Annotated in this window: 14 protein-coding genes and 1 tRNA gene; 1 reads left to right on the top strand and 14 read right to left on the bottom strand. The window is 57.7% G+C overall.

Annotated features, from left to right (window positions below; all coding sequences use genetic code 11):
• Positions 1-4 precede the first annotated feature (4 nt).
• The 11 genes from rbfA to rlmE all read right to left on the bottom strand — a co-directional run bounded on the left by rbfA (position 5) and on the right by rlmE (position 11602).
• Positions 5-409, bottom strand: a complete 405-nt coding sequence (gene rbfA / locus BLO50_RS19675; RefSeq protein ID WP_090255982.1) for a 30S ribosome-binding factor RbfA — start codon at positions 407-409, stop codon at positions 5-7.
• A gap of 107 nt (positions 410-516) precedes the next feature.
• Positions 517-3006 carry a translation initiation factor IF-2 gene (gene infB, locus BLO50_RS19670; RefSeq protein WP_090255981.1) on the bottom strand — a complete coding sequence of 830 codons (2490 nt, stop codon included), beginning with the start codon at positions 3004-3006 and terminating at the stop codon, positions 517-519.
• 27 nt (positions 3007-3033) lie between these two features.
• The gene (nusA, locus tag BLO50_RS19665) at positions 3034-4515 is read right to left on the bottom strand and encodes a transcription termination factor NusA (RefSeq protein ID WP_090255980.1); all 1482 of its coding nucleotides are present in this window, start codon (positions 4513-4515) and stop codon (positions 3034-3036) included.
• A gap of 67 nt (positions 4516-4582) precedes the next feature.
• Positions 4583-5044 (bottom strand): ribosome maturation factor RimP, encoded by a 462-nt coding sequence (gene rimP, locus BLO50_RS19660; protein ID WP_090255979.1) that lies wholly within the window; start codon positions 5042-5044, stop codon positions 4583-4585.
• A 301-nt stretch (positions 5045-5345) separates the two neighbouring features.
• A tRNA-Leu gene (locus BLO50_RS19655) sits at positions 5346-5431 on the bottom strand.
• A 25-nt stretch (positions 5432-5456) separates the two neighbouring features.
• Positions 5457-5840 carry a preprotein translocase subunit SecG gene (secG, locus tag BLO50_RS19650; RefSeq protein WP_090255978.1) on the bottom strand — a complete coding sequence of 128 codons (384 nt, stop codon included), beginning with the start codon at positions 5838-5840 and terminating at the stop codon, positions 5457-5459.
• Between the two features lie 4 nt (positions 5841-5844).
• Entirely contained in the window at positions 5845-6600 is a 756-nt protein-coding gene (tpiA, locus tag BLO50_RS19645; protein WP_090255977.1) for a triose-phosphate isomerase, read from the bottom strand.
• A gap of 65 nt (positions 6601-6665) precedes the next feature.
• Entirely contained in the window at positions 6666-8003 is a 1338-nt protein-coding gene (glmM, locus tag BLO50_RS19640) for a phosphoglucosamine mutase (RefSeq protein WP_090255976.1), read from the bottom strand.
• Positions 8004-8021: 18 nt separating this feature from the next.
• Positions 8022-8873, bottom strand: coding sequence for a dihydropteroate synthase (gene folP, locus BLO50_RS19635; RefSeq protein ID WP_090255975.1), 852 nt, complete (start codon positions 8871-8873; stop codon positions 8022-8024).
• Positions 8874-8881: 8 nt separating this feature from the next.
• The gene (gene ftsH / locus BLO50_RS19630; protein WP_090255974.1) at positions 8882-10798 is read right to left on the bottom strand and encodes an ATP-dependent zinc metalloprotease FtsH; all 1917 of its coding nucleotides are present in this window, start codon (positions 10796-10798) and stop codon (positions 8882-8884) included.
• A 180-nt stretch (positions 10799-10978) separates the two neighbouring features.
• Positions 10979-11602: a 23S rRNA (uridine(2552)-2'-O)-methyltransferase RlmE gene (gene rlmE, locus BLO50_RS19625; protein ID WP_090255973.1), complete on the bottom strand. Its 624-nt coding sequence runs from the start codon at positions 11600-11602 to the stop codon at positions 10979-10981.
• Between the two features lie 102 nt (positions 11603-11704).
• Here rlmE and yhbY point away from each other — a divergent pair, with 102 nt between their 5' ends.
• Positions 11705-12016 carry a ribosome assembly RNA-binding protein YhbY gene (yhbY, locus tag BLO50_RS19620; RefSeq protein ID WP_090255972.1) on the top strand — a complete coding sequence of 104 codons (312 nt, stop codon included), beginning with the start codon at positions 11705-11707 and terminating at the stop codon, positions 12014-12016.
• Positions 12017-12075: 59 nt separating this feature from the next.
• Here yhbY and BLO50_RS19615 read toward each other — a convergent pair whose 3' ends face one another.
• Genes BLO50_RS19615 through carB form a run of 3 tightly spaced genes read right to left on the bottom strand, consistent with a single transcriptional unit; the run spans position 12076 to position 16194 of the window.
• Positions 12076-12528, bottom strand: a complete 453-nt coding sequence (locus tag BLO50_RS19615) for a DUF4149 domain-containing protein (protein ID WP_090255971.1) — start codon at positions 12526-12528, stop codon at positions 12076-12078.
• Positions 12500-12976 (bottom strand): transcription elongation factor GreA, encoded by a 477-nt coding sequence (gene greA / locus BLO50_RS19610; protein ID WP_090255970.1) that lies wholly within the window; start codon positions 12974-12976, stop codon positions 12500-12502. The genes BLO50_RS19615 and greA overlap by 29 nt, the downstream gene beginning before the upstream one ends.
• Positions 12973-16194 (bottom strand): carbamoyl-phosphate synthase large subunit, encoded by a 3222-nt coding sequence (gene carB / locus BLO50_RS19605; RefSeq protein WP_090255969.1) that lies wholly within the window; start codon positions 16192-16194, stop codon positions 12973-12975. Before carB ends, greA begins: the two co-directional genes overlap by 4 nt.
• Between the last annotated feature and the right edge of the window lie 30 nt (positions 16195-16224).

The following is a 16224-nucleotide window of genomic DNA, read 5'->3' as shown; positions in this document are numbered from 1 at the left end:
GCGCTTACTCCTTGGCCTCGGGTTCATCTTCGTGCTGGCGGTCTTCACTGACCGCGCGCTCGATCAATGCCGACAACTGCGCACCGCGAATCACGCTTTCGTCGTAATGGAAACGCAGGTTCGGCACGCTGCGCAGCTTCATTGCCTTGCCCAGCTGCATGCGCAGGAAGCCGCTGGCATCGTTGAGCACCTTGATGCTCTGCACGACGGGATCGACACCCTCCTCAGGCTCACCACCCATGATGGTGACAAACACCTTGGCGTGGCTGGAGTCGCGGCTAACTTCCACCGCAGTGATGGTCACTAGGCCGCCAAGACGCGGGTCTTTGACTTCCAGGCGGATCAACTGCGCCAATTCGCGCTGTATCTGGTCGCCGATGCGCTGAGCCCGGCTAAATTCTTTGGCCATTTCTTACTACCTTCACTCGTCGCGCTGCCTGAAAGCAGCGGACCTAAAAGCGGCAAACGCCCGGCCGCGCAAATGCGGGGCCGGGCGCTGCGTGTTGCGACTCGTGCTTACAGGCTACGAGCCACTTGGACTTTCTCGAACACTTCGATCTTGTCGCCGACCTTAACGTCGTTGTAGCTCTTCACGCCGATACCGCACTCCATGCCATTACGCACTTCGGAGGCATCGTCTTTGAAGCGACGCAGGGATTCCAACTCGCCTTCGAAGATCACCACGTCGTCGCGCAGTACACGGATTGGACGGTTACGGTAGACCGTACCTTCAACCACCATACAACCGGCAATCGCACCGAACTTCGGCGAACGGAACACGTCACGCACTTCGGCAATACCCAGTATGTTCTCACGAACATCGCTGCCGAGCATGCCGGTCAGAGCCTTCTTAACGTCTTCGATGATGTCGTAGATCACGTTGTAGTAACGCATATCCAGACCTTCCTGCTCGACGATCTTGCGCGCGCCGGCATCGGCACGTACGTTGAAGCCGAACAGTACAGCGTTGGAGGCCAGCGCCAGGTTGGCATCGGACTCGGTGATACCACCGACGCCGCCACCGACCACACGCACCTGCACTTCATCGTTACCCAGGCCGCTGAGCGAGCCTTGCAGCGCTTCCAACGAACCACGGACGTCGGATTTGAGGACGATGTTGAGCGTCTTCTTCTCTTCCTGGCCCATGTTCTCGAAGATGTTTTCCAGCTTGCCGGCGTGAGCACGGGCCAGCTTCACTTCGCGGAACTTGCCTTGACGGAACAGCGCAACTTCGCGGGCTTTCTTCTCGTCAGCCAGTACGCTCATGTCGTCGCCAGCATCCGGAGTGCCGTCCAGGCCGAGAATCTCGACGGGGATCGACGGGCCAGCTTCTTTGATCGGCTTGCCGTTCTCATCGAGCATGGCGCGGATACGACCGAAGTTGGAACCGATCAGCACCATGTCGCCTTGACGCAGGGTACCGTCCTGAACCAGCACGGTCGCAACCGGACCGCGGCCTTTATCCAGGCGCGATTCAACCACAACACCACGACCTGGAGCCGATGGAGTGGCTTTCAGCTCGAGGATCTCGGCTTGCAGCAATACAGCTTCGAGCAGTTCGTCGACACCGGTACCGACTTTCGCCGACACAGAGACGAACGGCGTTTCACCGCCCCACTCTTCCGAAGTCACGCCGTGTACCGACAGTTCGCTACGAATGCGATCAAGGTCAGCACCGGGCTTGTCGATCTTGTTCACCGCAACAACCAGCGGAACGCCAGCAGCCTTGGCATGCTGAACAGCTTCAATGGTCTGCGGCATCACGCCGTCGTCCGCTGCAACCACCAGGATCACGATATCGGTCGCCTTGGCACCACGGGCACGCATCGCGGTAAACGCGGCGTGGCCCGGGGTGTCGAGGAAGGTAACCATGCCGCGCTCGGTTTCTACGTGGTAGGCACCGATATGCTGGGTGATACCACCGGCTTCGCCAGCAGCAACCTTGGCACGGCGGATGTAGTCGAGCAGCGAGGTCTTACCGTGGTCAACGTGACCCATTACGGTCACAACCGGCGCACGAGCAAAGGTTTCACCTTCGAACTTCAGCGACTCAGCCAGGGAGTCTTCCAGGGCGGTGTCGCTGACCAAGGTAACTTTGTGACCCAGCTCTTCAGCAACCAACTGGGCAGTTTCCTGATCCAGCACCTGGTTGATGGTCGCAGGGGTACCCAGCTTGAACATGAACTTGATGATTTCAGCGGCTTTGACCGACATCTGCTGAGCCAGATCGCCCACAGTGATGGTCTCGCCAATCTTCACTTCACGCACGATCGGGCCTGTCGGGCTCTGGAAGCCGTGAGCATTACGCTTCTTCAGCTTGGCCTTGCCACGACCGCCACGACGGAAGCTGTCGCTTTCTTCGTCGATGGTGCGCGGCGCAACACGTGGTGCCGGGGCCTTTTCCTTGACGGTCGGGCGATGCTGAGTGGTCTTGCGCTCGCCACCACGACGGTCGGCGTCATCATTGCGGGCCTTATCAGGACGACGAGGCTCGTCTTTCTTACGCTCGTCAGCCACCGGGGCAGCCACTACCGGTAGCTCAACTGCTACAACCGGAGCGGCTTCAACCACAGCCTCACCCGCTACAGGTGCAGGACGCTGTGCTTCTTCTGCGGCGCGGCGCTTAGCTTCTTCGTCAGCTTTTGCTTTGGCAGCTTCAGCGACAGCACGCTGTTCAGCCAGCTCACGCTGCTTTTCAGCTTCGATCTCTTCAGCGCTGCGCTTAACGAAGGTCTTCTTCTTGCGCACTTCAACACTGATGGTCTTACTGCCAGCAACCCGCAGGGTGCTGGTAGTTTTGCGCTGCAAAGTAATTTTGCGCGGCTCTTCTGTTTTGCTGTCGCCGTGACTGCTCTTGAGGTGGGCCAACAGGGCCTGCTTCTCACTGTCAGTGACTGCTTGATCAGCACTTTTGTGTGGCAAACCTGCCTCACTCATCTGCTGCAGCAGGCGTTCAACCGGTGTATTGACCACTTGGGCCAGTTCTTTAACCGTGACTTGCGTCATGCATTTCTCTCCTCAAGCCGCAACTGCTTACTCGAACCAATGGGCTCGGGCGGCCATGATCAACTTGCCGGCTCGCTCAGCGTCGATACCGTCGATGTCGAGCAGGTCATCAATAGACTGCTCGGCCAGGTCTTCGCGGTTAACAACGCCGCGCACTGCCAGTTCATGCGCAAGCGCCTTATCCATCCCCTCAAGCGAGAGCAAGTCTTCGGCTGGGTGGGCATCTGCCAGCTTTTCCTCATTGGCGATGGCTTTGGTCAGCAGGCGATCTTTGGCACGGGCGCGGAGCTCGTTGACGATATCCTCGTCAAAGCCATCAATGCTGAGCATTTCTTCCATCGGTACGTAGGCAATTTCTTCAAGGCTGGTGAAGCCTTCTTCGACCAACACCTGGGCCAGTTCTTCGTCGACTTCCAGCTCATCGATAAAGCGCTGCAGGATGTCGCCTGTTTCTGCTTGCTGCTTGGCCTGAATGTCCGCCTCGGTCATCACGTTCAGGGTCCAACCAGTCAACTGACTGGCCAAACGCACGTTTTGACCGCCACGGCCAATAGCCTGAGCAAGGTTGTCTGCGCCAACAGCGATGTCCATGGCATGGGCATCTTCGTCAACGATGATGGCTGCAACCTCGGCCGGCGACATGGCGTTGATCACGAACTGCGCGGGATTGTCATCCCACAGCACGATGTCTACACGCTCGCCCGCCAACTCGCCGGAAACCGCCTGCACGCGAGAACCACGCATGCCGATACAGGCACCCTGCGGGTCGATACGCTTGTCTTTGGAACGCACAGCCAACTTGGCGCGCGAACCCGGATCACGGGACGCGCCCATGACTTCGATCAGCTCTTCGGCAATTTCCGGCACCTCAATACGGAACAGCTCGATGAGCATTTCCGGGGCGGTACGCGAAAGGATCAACTGCGGACCGCGGTTCTCGGTGCGAATTTCCTTGAGCAGAGCACGCAGGCGCACACCAACACGGAAAGTCTCGCGGGAGATGATGTCTTCGCGCGCCAACATGGCTTCGGCGTTGTTACCCAAGTCAACGATCACGCTGTCACGGGTGACTTTCTTCACGGTGCCGGAGATGATTTCACCCAGGCGCTCGCGGTAAGCCTCGACCACCTGAGCGCGCTCAGCTTCGCGGACTTTCTGCACAATCACTTGCTTGGCGGTTTGCGCGGCAATACGACCGAACTCGATGGACTCGATCTTCTCTTCCAGCACGTCACCAACTTTGGCGTTGGCTTCGACTGCACGCGGCATGTCCGTGGTGACCTGGTGTGCAGGGTCATCAAAGTCACTTTCTTCAACCACTGTCCAGCAGCGGAATGTTTCGTAGTTGCCAGTCTGACGATTGATCGCCACACGCAACTCCACTTCGTCTTCAAAACGCTTTTTGGTAGCAGTGGCTAAAGCCAGCTCCAGCGCTTCAAAAATTACGCTCGCCGGTACACCCTTTTCGTTGGATACCGACTCAACAACCAGCAGTACTTCTTTGCTCATCGTACGCCTCGCCTTTCGCAATCCATTGGATCCGCGCTATCCGCGCCACTTGCGCGGGATCCGCGTCTCAATCAAACCTGGGGATAATGTTGGCCTTGTCGATCATGTCGATCGGCAACAGGAATTCATGGTCATCCACCTGCACCACCACGTCCTGCTCTTCCACACCGCGTAGAAGGCCCTGAAAATTGCGTCGACCTTCAAAAGGTGACCGCAGCTTGATCTTTACTTGCTCACCGGCATGGCTGGCGAACTGTTCAAGTGTGAACAGCGGCCGATCCATACCTGGCGAGGACACCTCAAGGGTGTACTCAGCGCTGATCGGGTCCTCGACATCGAGCACGCCACTGATCTGCCGACTGACAATTTCACAGTCCTCGATCAACACGCCGTCAGGCTGTTTATCAATATAAATTCGCAGCAGAGAATGCCGCCCTTGTGACAGGAACTCGACACCCCAACATTGGTAGCCAAGGGCCTCGACTACCGGGGCCACCAAGGCCTGCAACTGTTCTAGCTTGCTCGACACCTGAACCCCTCGCGCATGCTGTAGAAATAAAAAATGGGCGAATCGCCCATCATCGAACCGCCCTCTAAAGGCCGGTAAAGCTGTCATCCAGCTAGCAAAAAGCCCCTTGAAAGGGGCTCCTCTGCAACTCAATGCGGGGGCTGGTTTAACCCAGCCAGCTTCGGACTTAACATCCGAGGAGCGACTTTGCTGCTCATTCCCACATCAAAGCTGGAGGCGGATTATACGACCTAACCCTGCACAGGGTCAATCGACACTCCAGCAACAAAAAGACCCGCATCAAGCGGGCCTTCCTGAAAAATGGTACCGAGAAGGGGACTCGAACCCCTACAGCCTATGGCCACTACCACCTCAAGGTAGCGTGTCTACCAATTCCACCACCTCGGCAAAATCGTTTACTGCATACAACCTATTACTGCTGCTCTGGAGCCTGAGGTACGTCCGCCGCTTCAACTGCCGGCTTAGCTGCATCAAGAACAGGTACATCTTCAACAGCCGGCTTAGCCTGCTGCACTTCCAGGACTGCTGGATCAGGCAAACCAACCTGAGCCATGCCATCAGCTTTGTCTTTAGCAAAGAACGCTAAACCCAAGCTAGTCATGAAAAAACCGGCGGCAAGTATAGCAGTAACTCGACTCAGAAAGGTAGTACTTCCTTGGCTACCGAATACGGTAGAAGAAGCACCCGCACCGAACGAGGCACCTGCATCTGCGCCTTTACCCTGCTGCAACAAAACCAGCGCAACAACACCGATGGCGCCCAGCAGATGAAGAACAACGATAACTGTTTCCAGCATTTCTTTAGCTTCCTGCGGCGCGACAAATCGCACCGAACTCATCCGCATTCAGAGAGGCTCCACCTACAAGCCCCCCATCGATATCCGGCATACCGAACAACTCGGCAGCACTGGCGGCCTTGACGCTGCCACCATAAAGAATTCTTACCTTGCCAGCCAACTCAGGACTTTTCGCCGCCAACTGCGCACGAATCGCAGCATGCACTTCCTGCGCTTGCGCAGGCGATGCAGTCAAGCCAGTGCCAATAGCCCAAACCGGCTCATACGCGATGACCGCAGCGGAAAACACTTCCACACCCAAAGCATCAGTCACGGCAGACAACTGCGCCGCAACCACCTCAAGTGTCTGCCCCGCCTCACGCTGAGCAAGGGTCTCACCGACACACAGCACCGGGAGCAAACCCGAAGACTGCGCCGCAGCAAATTTACGCGTCACAACTTCATCACTCTCACCCAGCAGCAACCTACGCTCGGAGTGACCGACCAGCACCAGCGAACAGCACGCGTCATGCAACTGACTTGCCGCCACTTCACCAGTCAAAGCACCTTGCTGCGCTTCGGTTGCGCAATCTTGCGCGCCTACCGCAACAGCCCTGCCTGCCAAACCATCAACCACCTGGCCAAGATGCAAACAAGACGGAAAGACCGCTACATCTACACCAGCAGGCAACGCCTGCTGATTGAGACCGTTGATCAGCTCTACGACGCTGGCGCGGGTACCGTGCATTTTCCAGTTACCAGCAACCATTGGGCGACGCATGCTTTACCTCGTCGGTCAAAGAGGGCGCAGATGTTACCCAACAGCTACCAGACTGGCAAGCCGAATCAAGCACATACATCCGCAACAACTTTAGCCAATTCATCGGCATAGCCGCGCACCTGGCCTTCGTCATCACCTTCAACCATAACTCGCACCAACGGCTCGGTGCCGGATTTACGCAGCAACACCCGCCCACGACCGGCCATCTGCTCGGTTACCCGCGCACTAGCCTGTTGCACAGCCGGGTGCTCCAACGGATCAACACCACCGGCAAAGCGTACGTTCACCAGCACCTGTGGACACTTCTGCATCCCCAGACGAGCCTCACCCAGGGTCTGCTCACGACGCTTGAGCGCCATCAGCACCTGCAGCGCGGCGATAATTGCATCACCGGTAGTGGTGTGCTGGAAACACACCAAATGCCCAGAATTCTCACCACCCAACTGCCAGTTGCGCGACAGCAACTCGGCAATCACGTAACGGTCGCCAACCTTGGCCCGCACAAACGGTATGCCCAGATCAGCCAGAGCCAGCTCCAACCCAAGGTTACTCATCAGCGTACCGACGACCCCGCCCTGCAGCTTGCCGCGCTCCAGCAGATCGCGAGCGATGATAAACAGCAGCTCATCCCCATCAACTACAGCGCCTGAATGATCGACCATCAACACCCGATCCGCATCGCCATCAAAGGCGATACCCAGATCAGCCTGCTGTGCCAGCACTTCGGCCTGCAAGGCCTCGACGTGGGTCGAGCCGCAGTTATCATTGATATTCAAGCCATTGGGCTGGGCTGAAAGCACAGTGACCTGCGCGCCCAACTCACGGAATACGCTAGGTGCAACCTTGTAAGCCGCGCCATGGGCACAATCGACGACGATCTTCAGCCCAGCGAAGTCGGTACTGCTCGGCACACTGCTCTTACAGAATTCGATATAGCGCCCGGCGGCATCGTTGATTCGCGAGACCTTGCCCAGCTGCTCGGACTCGACCACCGTCATCGGTTGATCAAGCAACTCTTCGATCATCAGCTCAATTTCGTCCGGCAGCTTGGTGCCCTGCCCGGAGAAGAACTTGATGCCGTTGTCATGATGGGGATTGTGCGAGGCACTGATAACGATCCCGGCCTCGGCATGGAAGGTACGGGTCAGGTAGGCAATTGCTGGCGTCGGCATCGGACCGAGCAGCATCACATCCGCGCCGGCCGCGGACAAACCAGCCTCCAAGGCAGACTCGAACATATAACCGGAGATGCGCGTATCCTTGCCGATCAGAATGCGGCACTTGCCCTGCTTGCGAAATGCCATCCCGGCTGCCCAGCCGAGCTTGAGCATGAATTCCGGGGTAATAGGGAAGTCACCGACACGCCCACGAATACCGTCAGTACCAAAATATTTTCTACCCATCCCACAATTCCTTCTAACTTATTCGGCCGCTTCAACCGCGGCGATCATCCTTACCACATCAACTGTTTGCGCCACATCGTGCACTCGCAGGATGTGCGCGCCCTTGCTCAGAGCCAACGCAGCTAAGGCCAGACTGCCATATAGGCGCTCGCCCACTTCATGCCCTAGCACCTTGCCGATCATACTCTTGCGCGACACCCCGACCAGCAAAGGCCGACCCAGCGCATGTAGCGCCTGCAGGTGCTTGAATAGCGACAGATTGTGCTCCAGGGTTTTCGCAAAACCAAAACCCGGATCAAGAATGACGCGCTCAGCCCCAACCCCAACCGCTGCGCAGGCCGTCAGCCGCTCAAGCAGAAACTCGCGCACTTCTGCCACGACATCAGGGTATTGAGGGTTCTGCTGCATAGTGGTGGGCTCACCGCGCATATGCATCAGGCACACCGGCAAACCGCTATCCGCCGCCGCATCCAGCGCACCATCGCGCTGCAATGAACGCACGTCATTGATCAACCCAGCACCCAGCCGCGCAGTTTCGCGAATGACTGCTGGCGTTGAGGTGTCCACCGAAATGATCACATCCAGCTCGCGGGCAATGGCCTCAACGACGGGCGCAACCCGCTCCAGCTCCTCAACGGGAGAAACCGCACGAGCGCCAGGGCGCGTCGACTCACCACCCACATCAATCAGTGTCGCCCCCGCCTTAAGCATCGCCTCGGCATGACGCAAAGCAGCATCACGCTGGCCATAGCGCCCACCATCGGAGAAGGAGTCAGGAGTGACGTTGAGGATGCCCATCACTTGCGGACGGCTTAAATCAAGAAACCGGCTGCCACAGGGCAGCCGGTCGAAGGTTGGCGCAACAGACATGGAAAACCTTATAGCTCGGCGGCTGGACCACCAATTGGCTTCTCTGTGGACTCAGCGACTTCGACTGGCGCAGTCGGCGTGCCGTTGTTGTCGTCACCGCCCTGCCAGCCTTTCGGCTCACGCGGCGCGAGGCCATTCATGATGTCTTCAATCTGCTCAGCATCAATGGTTTCGTACTTCATCAGCGCTTCAGCCATCGCATCGAGCTTGTCGCGGTTTTCCTGCAACAGGCGCTTGGCGGTGCCGTAGCACTCATCAATGATGCTGCGTACTTCCTGATCGATCAATTTTGCGGTGTCGGCAGAGACGTTGCTCTGATTACTACCCATGCTACGACCAAGGAAAACTTCACCCTCTTCTTCCGCATACATCAGCGGACCGAGTTTTTCCGACAAACCCCACTTGGTGACCATGTTCTTAGCCAACTGGGTGGCGCGCATGATGTCATTGGACGCACCAGTGGTGACGCCATCGAAGCCTAGAGTCATTTCTTCGGCGATACGGCCACCGAACAGCGAGCAGATCTGACTGGTCAGTGCACGCTTGCTCAGGCTGTAACGATCTTCCTCGGGCAGGAACATGGTCACGCCCAAAGCACGACCGCGCGGAATGATCGACACCTTGTAAACCGGGTCATGCTCAGGCACAAGGCGCCCGACAATCGCGTGGCCGGCTTCGTGGAAGGCGGTGTTGAGCTTTTCCTTGTCCGACATGACCATGGTCTTGCGCTCGGCGCCCATCATGATCTTGTCTTTGGCCAGCTCGAACTCTTTCATCTCGACCACACGCTTACCGGCACGGGCAGCGAACAGCGATGCCTCGTTGACCAGGTTGGCCAGGTCGGCACCGGAGAAGCCCGGCGTACCACGCGCAATCACTGCTGGAGCAACGTCTTCGCCCATTGGCACTTTGCGCATATGCACTTTGAGAATCTGCTCGCGACCACGGATGTCCGGCAGACCCACCACAACCTGACGGTCGAAACGGCCCGGGCGCAGCAGCGCAGGGTCGAGCACGTCAGGGCGGTTGGTGGCGGCAATGACGATGATGCCGTCGTTCATTTCGAAGCCATCCATCTCTACCAGCAACTGATTGAGAGTCTGCTCACGCTCGTCGTGACCGCCACCCATACCAGCGCCACGATGGCGACCCACAGCGTCGATCTCATCGATAAAGATGATGCATGGCGCGTGCTTCTTGGCTTGCTCGAACATGTCACGCACACGGGATGCGCCGACACCAACAAACATTTCCACGAAGTCCGAACCAGAAATGGTAAAGAACGGCACCTTGGCTTCACCGGCAACCGCCTTGGCCAGCAGTGTCTTACCGGTACCAGGCGAGCCCACCATCAGCACGCCGCGCGGAATACGCCCACCGAGACGCTGGAATTTGCCTGGATCACGCAGGAATTCAACCAGCTCGCTGACTTCTTCCTTGGCCTCGTCGCAACCGGCGACGTCAGCGAAGGTGGTTTTGACCTGATCCTCCGAGAGCAGGCGCGCCTTGCTCTTACCGAAACTCATCGGCCCGCCTTTACCGCCTGCACCACCTTGCATCTGGCGCATAAAGAACATGAACACAGCGATGATCACCAGAATCGGGAAGCTGGCGACCAGCAGCTGAGTCCAGATACTCTGCTGCTCAGGCTGCTTGCCGACGATCTCGACGTTGTTGTCCATCAGATCCTTGATCAGGCCATTGTCCTGAATCGCCGGACGCACGGTCTCGAACGAGGAGCCATCGGTACGTGTACCGCTGATGATGAAGCCATCAACTGTCACTCGCTTAACGCCGCCATCCTGAACCTGCTGGATAAACTGCGAATAATTGAGTTTGTTCGACTCAGTTGGGCTGGAAAAATTGTTCATCACCGTCACCAAGACGGCGGCGATGATCAGCCACAGGACCAGATTCTTTGCCATGTCGTTCAATTAGCTACCCTCTGAAGCAGGCCCCGTGTCGAAGCGCGCTTCGCATGACGACCAGTTATGTACCGATCTAACTTACTACACAACGCCCACCCCTGGCAGGCGCCGTCTGTAACCCTTTATTTGTTGTGAGACCACAAGAGCTCAGCACAATTCGCCGAACACCTTGCTGCCTCAGAGACCGCGAAAGCCTCGCGCCAGCAGATATTGCTCGCGAGAGCGGTCACGTGAGGACAGCGGCTTACGCATCTGCACCTTGTCGAACAGCTGACGCACCTGTTTGTGATAAAGATCAAAACCTTCACCCTGGAAGATCTTGATCAGGAAATCACCACCCGGGCGTAACACCCGAGTCGACAAATCCAGCGCCAGCTCGCACAAGTACATCGCCCGCGGCTGATCCGATTCCCTTACTCCACTCATATTGGGGGCCATATCGGAAATCACAAGGTCTACCGGATGATCACCGATGGCTTCGAGAATCTGCGCGAACACCGCATCATCGGTAAAGTCGCCCTTGATAAAGGTGACATCCGGGATGCTGTCCATCTCCAAGATATCTGACGCGATCAAACGCCCCTTGTCACCGATCACCCGACTGGTGACTTGCGACCAGCCGCCCGGGGCTGCGCCCAGATCGACTACAGTGATGCCAGGCCGCAGGATGCGATCCTTCTCCTGAATCTCCAGCAACTTGTAGCTGGCGCGCGAGCGATAGCCATCCTTCTGCGCCATTTTGACGTAGGGGTCGTTGAAATGCTCTTTCAGCCAACCTTGACTGGTCTTGGAACGGGCCACGCAATACCTCGAATGTGCAACGCATGAATATCTGGGCGGCCCCGAAGGCGCTCGGGTAAACTAACCGCCGTTTTTTACCAGATTAAATGCAGGAATCAGATTATGCCGCTCACTCAAGAGCAGAAGAAACAATTCAAATCTATCGGTCACCATTTGAAGCCTGTATTGATCGTGGCTGACAACGGTCTGACCGAAGGTGTGCTGACTGAACTGGAACGCGCACTGAGCGATCATGAACTGATTAAAGTGCAATTACGCATCACTGAGCGCGAAGATCGCCTTACGGCCATCAATGAACTGTGCAAAGCCGGCAAAGCCGAGCTGGTGCAGGTGATTGGCAAAATGGCGTTGATCTACCGCAAGAATCCGAAAGTGAACAAAAACCTGTCCAACGTTCACCGTCATCACGGCTGATCTATCAGCCGTTGCAAGGCGCGCTCAGCGCCTTTGCAACCCACCTAGCCTACCCAATCTTACTGCTTAGAGCTTGTGCCTGAGCTTTGCGGCAGCGGCTGCAACACCAGCAACAGGCCACAAAAGGCCATGACCAAGTAACTGAACATCAACCACAGTTCAGCCTCTGGCAGCAGTTGGCGCACAGCAAAGTAACTGCCCGCCATCGCTACTACAACCAATAGCAATTGCCCGCGGGTATCACGCCACAGGCTTGCCAGGCGTTCGGCACGAATCAGTACCAGCACCTGGAGTCCGGCGCAAACCGCCGCCAGGCCAACCAGCAATGGCCGCAAGGTATTGCCGATTTCTTCCACCAGCAATGAGGCCAGGCCGATCTTGGCAATTGCAGGCAGCAGCAAAAAATGCAGCAACCAGAGGCCGCCAACCCAGAGCGTCTGAGCCAGCAGCCAGCTGATTGCGCCAGCGTCACGCACCAGCGGCTTAGAGATGGCGAACCTCGACAATCTCATACTCCAGCGCACCGCTCGGCGTCTGCACCACGACCACATCCCCCTCACTCTTGCCGATCAAGGCGCGGGCGATAGGTGAGCCTACAGAAATCTTGCGCTGCTTGATGTCAGCTTCGTCCTCACCCACGATCTGGTAAGTGACGCTTTCATCGGTTTCGCAATTGGCGATTTCCACGGTGGTGCCAAAAATCACCTTACCCGTGTGTTCAATCGTGGTGACGTCGATGATCACCGCATTCTGCAGGCGGCCCTCGATATCACGGATACGCGCCTCAACCATGCCCTGCTGCTCGCGCGCGGCATGGTATTCAGCGTTCTCTTTGAGGTCACCGAGCTCGCGCGCAGTGCCGATATCCTGGCTCAGTTTGGGACGCACCACCTTGGTCAGGTGAGCGTGCTCCTCTTCCAGGGCGCGCGAGCCCTGGACGGTCATTGGGTATTTGATCATGCGTTGATTCCTGCATGCAGATCCTGCAGACGGCGCACAGTCTTCTCGGGACCGAACTTCAGCGCCTCACAGATTGCCTGCCCCGCCGCAATGGTGGTGGTGCAGTAGATCTTGTGCTGCAGAGCGTTACGACGAATGGAGTAGGAGTCAGCAATCGACTGACGACCTTCGGTGGTGTTGATAATCAGAGTGACTTCATCATTCTTGATCATGTCGACCACGTGCGGGCGACCCTCAGTTACCTTGTTGACGCGACGCACGGGCAAACCCGCCGCCTCGATCAGCTTGGCGGTACCGGCAGTGGCCACCACTTCAAAGCCCAGTTCAATCAGGTCACGCGCCACGCCAGCCACCAGCGGCTTGTCATCGTCACGCACGCTGATAAAGGCCACGCCGGCATTTGGCAGAATCTCACTGGCCCCCGACTGTGCCTTGGCGAAGGCTTCACCGAAGGTATCGCCCACGCCCATCACTTCACCGGTGGACTTCATTTCTGGGCCGAGGATCGGGTCGACGCCTGGGAACTTGGCGAACGGGAACACCGCTTCCTTGACGCTGAAGTACGGCGGAATGATCTCGGCGGTGTAGCCGGCTTCAGCCAGAGTTTTGCCGGCCATCACGCGCGCAGCCACCTTGGCCAGCGAAACGCCGACGCACTTGGAGACAAACGGTACGGTACGCGAGGCGCGCGGGTTCACTTCAATGACGAAGATATCCTCACCCTGCACGGCCATCTGCACGTTCATCAGGCCAACCACGTCGAGCTCCAAGGCCATTTTCTTGACCTGCTCACGGATCTCGTCCTGGATGTGCATTGGCAGTGAGTACGGCGGCAGCGAACAGGCGGAGTCACCCGAGTGCACACCAGCCTGCTCAATGTGCTGCATAATCGCGCCGATCACCACGGTTTCGCCGTCGCACACCGCATCCACGTCCACTTCGATGGCGCAGTTGAGGAAGTGATCGAGCAGCACCGGGCTGTCGTTGGAGACTTTTACCGCTTCGCGCATATAACGCTTGAGCTCGTCTTCCTGGTAGACGATTTCCATCGCCCGGCCGCCTAGTACATAGGAAGGACGCACCACCAGCGGGTAACCGATGGTTTTGGAGTGTGCCAGGGCTTCATCTTCGCTGCGCGCAGTGGCGTTAGCCGGCTGACGCAGACCGAGACGCTGAACCATCTGCTGGAAGCGCTCGCGGTCTTCGGCGCGGTCGATGGCATCAGGCGAGGTACCGATGATCGGTACGCCGGCTTCTTCAAGGGCGCGGCAGATTTTCAGCGGAGTTTGGCCGCCGTACTGCACGATCACACCTTTTGGCTGCTCGACGCGGACGATTTCCAGCACGTCTTCCAGGGTTACCGGCTCGAAGTACAGGCGATCGGAGGTGTCGTAGTCGGTAGAGACGGTTTCCGGGTTGCAGTTGACCATGATGGTCTCGTAACCGTCTTCACGCAGCGCCAGTGCCGCGTGTACGCAGCAGTAGTCGAACTCGATGCCCTGGCCGATACGGTTCGGCCCGCCACCAAGGATCATGATCTTGTCGCGGGTCGACGGATTGGCTTCGCACTCTTCCTCGTAGGTCGAATACATGTAAGCGGTGTCGGTGGCGAACTCGGCGGCGCAAGTGTCGACGCGCTTGTACACCGGCAGCACTTTCAACTTGTGGCGCTGGCTACGCAGGGTTTTCTCGGTCACGCCCAGCAGCTTGGCCAAGCGAATATCGGAGAAGCCTTTACGCTTGAGCTTGTACATCGAGTCACGATCAATGCTCGACAACGCCAGGGTCTTGATGCGCTCTTCGTCCTTGATCAGGTCTTCAATCTGCACCAGGAACCATTCATCGATATTGGTCAGTTCAAAGACTTCGGCCACGGTCTTGCCGGCACGGAAGGCATCGCCGATGTACCAGATACGGTCAGCGCTTGGCACGGTCAGTTCGCGACGCAGGGTGCTTTCAGCTTCAGGATCGGCCAGATCGAGCATCGGGTCGAGGCCCGAAACGCCCACTTCCAGACCGCGCAGGGCTTTCTGCAGGGATTCCTGGAAGGTACGGCCGATGGCCATGACTTCACCGACCGACTTCATCTGCGTAGTCAGGCGGGCATCAGCTTTCGGGAACTTCTCGAAGGCAAAACGCGGGATCTTGGTTACGACGTAGTCAATGGCTGGCTCGAACGAGGCCGGGGTGCGACCGCCGGTGATGTCGTTGCTCAGCTCATCAAGGGTGTAACCCACGGCCAGCTTGGCGGCGATCTTGGCGATCGGGAAGCCGGTGGCCTTGGAGGCCAGCGCCGAGGAACGCGACACGCGCGGGTTCATCTCGATCACAACCATACGGCCAGTGTTCGGGCAGATGCCGAACTGCACGTTGGAGCCGCCGGTTTCCACGCCGATCTCACGCAGTACCGCCAAAGAGGCGTTACGCAGGATCTGGTATTCCTTGTCGGTCAGGGTTTGCGCCGGAGCCACGGTGATCGAGTCACCGGTGTGCACGCCCATCGGGTCGAAGTTTTCAATGGCGCAGACAATGATGCAGTTGTCCTTTTTATCGCGGACCACTTCCATCTCGTACTCTTTCCAGCCGATCAGCGATTCGTCGATCAGCAGTTCGCTGGTTGGCGACAGATCGATACCGCGGGCGCAGATTTCTTCGAACTCTTCACGGTTGTAAGCAATACCGCCACCGGTGCCGCCCATGGTGAAGGACGGACGGATGATGCACGGGAAGCCAACCTTCTCCAGCACGCCGTAGGCTTCTTCCATGTTGTGCGCGATGCCGGAAACAGGGCAGGCCAGACCGATGTCTTTCATCGCCTTGTCGAAGCGCGAGCGGTCTTCGGCCTTGTCAATGGTGTCGGCGTTGGCACCGATCATCTCCACGCCGAACTTTTCCAGAACGCCGTGCTTCTCCAGGTCCAGCGCGCAGTTCAGCGCGGTCTGGCCACCCATAGTTGGCAGCAGCGCGTCTGGGCGCTCCTTCTCGATGATCTTGGCCACAGTGGACCATTTGATCGGCTCGATATAGGTGGCGTCCGCCATGGCCGGGTCGGTCATGATGGTGGCCGGGTTGGAGTTCACCAGAATGACGCGGTAACCCTCTTCTTTCAGCGCTTTACACGCCTGGGCACCGGAATAGTCGAACTCGCAGGCCTGGCCGATAACGATCGGGCCAGCGCCGAGGATCAGGATGCTTTTGATGTCTGTACGTTTTGGCATAGCGGTTACTCGAATCCTTGGGTCAGTCGG

This window comes from Pseudomonas peli (assembly GCF_900099645.1).
GTDB classification, from domain to species: domain Bacteria; phylum Pseudomonadota; class Gammaproteobacteria; order Pseudomonadales; family Pseudomonadaceae; genus Aquipseudomonas; species Aquipseudomonas peli.
This window is presented reverse-complemented; position numbering and strand designations above follow the sequence as displayed.

Excerpts from the sequence above, each read along its gene's own strand:
- secG (WP_090255978.1), bottom strand. The coding sequence starts at position 5,840 with ATGCTGGAAACAGTTATCGTTGTTCTTCATCTGCTGGGCGCCATCGGT.
- infB (WP_090255981.1), bottom strand. The coding sequence starts at position 3,006 with ATGACGCAAGTCACGGTTAAAGAACTGGCCCAAGTGGTCAATACACCG.
- ftsH (WP_090255974.1), bottom strand. The coding sequence starts at position 10,798 with ATGGCAAAGAATCTGGTCCTGTGGCTGATCATCGCCGCCGTCTTGGTG.
- glmM (WP_090255976.1), bottom strand. The coding sequence starts at position 8,003 with ATGGGTAGAAAATATTTTGGTACTGACGGTATTCGTGGGCGTGTCGGT.
- folP (WP_090255975.1), bottom strand. The coding sequence starts at position 8,873 with ATGTCTGTTGCGCCAACCTTCGACCGGCTGCCCTGTGGCAGCCGGTTT.
- BLO50_RS19615 (WP_090255971.1), bottom strand. The coding sequence starts at position 12,528 with ATGAGATTGTCGAGGTTCGCCATCTCTAAGCCGCTGGTGCGTGACGCT.
- yhbY (WP_090255972.1), top strand. The coding sequence starts at position 11,705 with ATGCCGCTCACTCAAGAGCAGAAGAAACAATTCAAATCTATCGGTCAC.
- nusA (WP_090255980.1), bottom strand. The coding sequence starts at position 4,515 with ATGAGCAAAGAAGTACTGCTGGTTGTTGAGTCGGTATCCAACGAAAAG.
- carB (WP_090255969.1), bottom strand. The coding sequence starts at position 16,194 with ATGCCAAAACGTACAGACATCAAAAGCATCCTGATCCTCGGCGCTGGC.
- rbfA (WP_090255982.1), bottom strand. The coding sequence starts at position 409 with ATGGCCAAAGAATTTAGCCGGGCTCAGCGCATCGGCGACCAGATACAG.
- greA (WP_090255970.1), bottom strand. The coding sequence starts at position 12,976 with ATGATCAAATACCCAATGACCGTCCAGGGCTCGCGCGCCCTGGAAGAG.
- tpiA (WP_090255977.1), bottom strand. The coding sequence starts at position 6,600 with ATGCGTCGCCCAATGGTTGCTGGTAACTGGAAAATGCACGGTACCCGC.